At 69.4% G+C, this 3,141-nt stretch carries 5 protein-coding genes; all 5 read left to right on the top strand.

From position 1 onward, the window contains the following. Window positions 1–202, top strand: a 202-nt coding sequence (locus AC3XYG_RS07150) for a dioxygenase family protein (RefSeq protein WP_489139119.1), incomplete at its 5' end; no start/stop codon positions are given. Then, window positions 199–777: a protocatechuate 3,4-dioxygenase subunit alpha gene (gene pcaG, locus AC3XYG_RS07145; protein ID WP_489139118.1), complete on the top strand. Its 579-nt coding sequence runs from the start codon at window positions 199–201 to the stop codon at window positions 775–777. The genes AC3XYG_RS07150 and pcaG, both read left to right, overlap by 4 nt. Before the next feature lie 12 nt (window positions 778–789). Further along, window positions 790–1,647, top strand: coding sequence for a CoA transferase subunit A (locus AC3XYG_RS07140; protein ID WP_489139117.1), 858 nt, complete (start codon window positions 790–792; stop codon window positions 1,645–1,647). A 2-nt stretch (window positions 1,648–1,649) separates the two neighbouring features. Then, window positions 1,650–2,423 (top strand): CoA-transferase subunit beta, encoded by a 774-nt coding sequence (locus tag AC3XYG_RS07135; protein WP_489139116.1) that lies wholly within the window; start codon window positions 1,650–1,652, stop codon window positions 2,421–2,423. Continuing rightward, on the top strand, window positions 2,420–3,141 hold a 722-nt coding region (locus AC3XYG_RS07130; RefSeq protein WP_489139115.1), incomplete at its 3' end, for a thiolase family protein. The genes AC3XYG_RS07135 and AC3XYG_RS07130, both read left to right, overlap by 4 nt.

The raw sequence follows: 3,141 nt of genomic DNA, 5'->3' as shown, positions 1-3,141 counted from the left end.
GGTGACGCAGATGTATTTCCCGGGCGACCCGCTGCACACGCTGGACCCGATGTTCAACAGCATCGCCGACCCCGCGGCGCAGCAGCGCTTGGTATCGCGCTTCGACATCGACATCACCGAGCCGGAAGTCGCGCTGGGCTACCAGTTCGACATCGTCCTGCGCGGGCGCCTGGCGACGCCGATGGAAGAGGGCCACCGATGAGCAAGCTTCCTCAGACCGGGTCGCAGACGGTCGGCCCCTTCTTCGCCTATGGGCTGACGCCGCGGCAATACGGCTACGACTTCCCGCAGATCGCCGACGGCACCATCGCCGGCGACGCCGTGCCGGGCGACCGCATCCGGGTGACCGGCCTGGTGCTGGACGGCCAGGGCCAGCCGATCGAGGACGCGCTGGTCGAGATCTGGCAGGCGGATTCCAAGGGCCTGTTCGCCGGTCCGCAACGCACCGCCAATGACGGCTTCACCGGTTTCGGCCGCTGCGGCACCGGCACCGACCCGGAGCGCCGCTTCGTGTTCGACACGATCAAGCCGGGCACGGCCGCGGCCGGCGAGGCGCCACATCTCAGCGTCATCGTCTTCATGCGCGGCATGCTGGTCCATGTCTACACCCGGATCTACTTCCCGGACGAGGCGGCGGCCAATGCAAGCGACCCCGTGCTGAACGCCGTGCCCGAGGCGCGGCGCGGCACCCTGGTCGCCCGGCCCGACGGGCCCGGCCGCTACCGCTTCGACATCCGCATGCAGGGTGCCGACGAAACCGTGTTCTTCGACATCTGACCGAGAGAGTTCATGGCCAAATTCCAGACCCTGGCCGAGGCGGTGGCCGAGAACTTGAAGGACGGCGACACCGCCGCCTTCGAAGGGTTCACCCATCTGATCCCGCACGCCGCCGGGCATGAGGCGATCCGCCAGGGCCGCCGCAACCTGACCCTGGTCCGGATGACGCCGGACCTGATCTACGACCAGATGATCGGCATGGGCTGCGCGTCCAGGCTGGTCTTCTCCTACGCCGGCAACCCCGGCGTCGGCCTGCTGCGCCGGCTGCGCGACGCGGTCGAGAAGGGCTGGCCGAACCCGGTCGAGATCGAGGAGCATTCCCACGCCGCCATGGCCAATGCCTACGAGGCCGGGGCGGCCGGCCTGCCCTGCGCCGTGTTCCGCGGCTATCGCGGCGCCGGCCTGGCCCAGGTGAACCCGAACATCAAGTCGATCACCTGCCCCTTCACCGGCGAGACGCTGGCGGCGGTGCCAGCGATCCGCCCCGACGTCGCCTTCATCCACGCCCAGAAGGCGAACCGCCGCGGCGACGTGCTGATCGAAGGCATCGTCGGCGTGCAGAAGGAAGCGGTGCTAGCGGCCAAGCGGTCGGTGGTGACGGTGGAGGAGATCGTCGAGGATTTCGACGACGTGCACCCCAACGCCTGCGTGCTGCCGCACTGGACCGTGACCTCGATCGTCAAGATCCCCGGCGGCGCCCACCCCTCCTACGCCCATGGCTATTATCCGCGCGACAACGCCTTCTACCTGGCCTGGGACAAGATCGCGACCGACCGCGACGGCTTCCTGACCTGGATGAAGACCAATGTGCTCGACAGCGGCCCCGGCGCCTTCGCCGGCCGGGTCGCGGCGCTGAACGGGAGGGGCTGAGCATGGCCGACTTCACCCCTGATGAGATGATGACGATCGCGGCGGCCCGGGCCTTGCGCAACGAGGATGTCTGCTTCGTCGGCATCGGCGCGCCGTCGGCCGCTTGCAACGTGGCGCGGCTGACCCACGCGCCCGACATCACCCTGATCTATGAATCCGGCACCATCGGCACCGCGCCGGAGGTGCTGCCGCTGTCGATCGGCGACGGCGAGCTGTGCGACACCGCGGTCACCACCGTGTCGGTGCCGGAGATGTTCCGCTACTGGCTGCAGGGCGGCCGGGTCACGGTCGGCTTCCTCGGCGCCGCCCAGCTCGACCGCTTCGGCAACATCAACACGACCGTGATCGGTGACTATCACAAGCCGACGGTGCGGCTGCCTGGCGGTGGCGGCGCGCCCGAGATCGCGACCTCCTGCGGCGAGATCTTCATCACCATGAAGCAGGGCAAGCGCGGCATGGTGGATAAGATCGACTTCTTCACCTCGCTCGGCCATGGCAGCGGCGGCGACGACCGCGCCCGGCACGGCGTCACCACCAAGGGCCCGACCCTGCTGGTCACCGACCTCGCGGTCTGGCGCCCCGATCCGGTGACGAAGGAATTCACCGTGGTCTCGCTGCATCCGGGCGTCACCCACGACCAGGTGCAGGAGACCTGCGGCTGGACCGTCCGCTTCGCCGACAATCTGGAACAGACGCCGCCGCCCTCGGCGCTGGAATTGAAGACACTGCGCGACCTGCAGGAACGCACGCGCATCGCCCATGGAGAAGCCGCATGAGCCGCGACGCCTTTCTCTGCGCCTATCTGCGCACGCCGATCGGCCGCTATGCCGGCGCCCTGTCCGCCGTCCGCCCCGACGATCTCGCCGCGATTCCGCTGAAGGCGCTGATGGAGCGCCACGGCAAGGTCGACTGGGAGGCGGTGGACGACGTCGTGCTGGGCTGCGCCAACCAGGCCGGCGAGGACAACCGCAACGTCGCCCGCATGGCCCTGCTGCTGGCCGGGCTGCCGGCTGGGATTCCGGGGTCGACCGTGAACCGCCTGTGCGGCTCCGGCCTCGATGCCCTGACCATCGCCACCCGCGCCATCAAGGCCGGCGAGGCCGAGCTGATGCTGGCCGGCGGCGCCGAGAGCATGTCGCGCGCGCCCTTCGTCATGCCGAAGGCGGAAAGCGCCTTCTCCCGCGCCAACGCCGTCTACGACACCACCATCGGCTGGCGCTTCGTCAACCCACGGATGGAACAGCTCTACGGCACGGATTCGATGCCGGAGACCGGCGAGAACGTGGCCGAGGAGTTCCGCGTGTCCCGCGCCGACCAGGACGGCTTCGCCCTGCGCAGCCAGCAGAAGGCCCTTGCCGCCCAGGCCAGCGGCCGGCTGGCACAGGAGATCGTGCCGGTCACCATCCCGCAGCGGAAGGCCGAGGCCATCGTGGTCGACCGCGACGAACATCCGCGCCAGACCTCGCTGGACAAGCTGGCCGCCCTGCCGACCCC

The organism is Inquilinus sp. (assembly GCF_057815775.1).
Note: the sequence above shows the minus strand (reverse complement) of the source record. Positions and strands in the feature narration are given on the sequence as shown.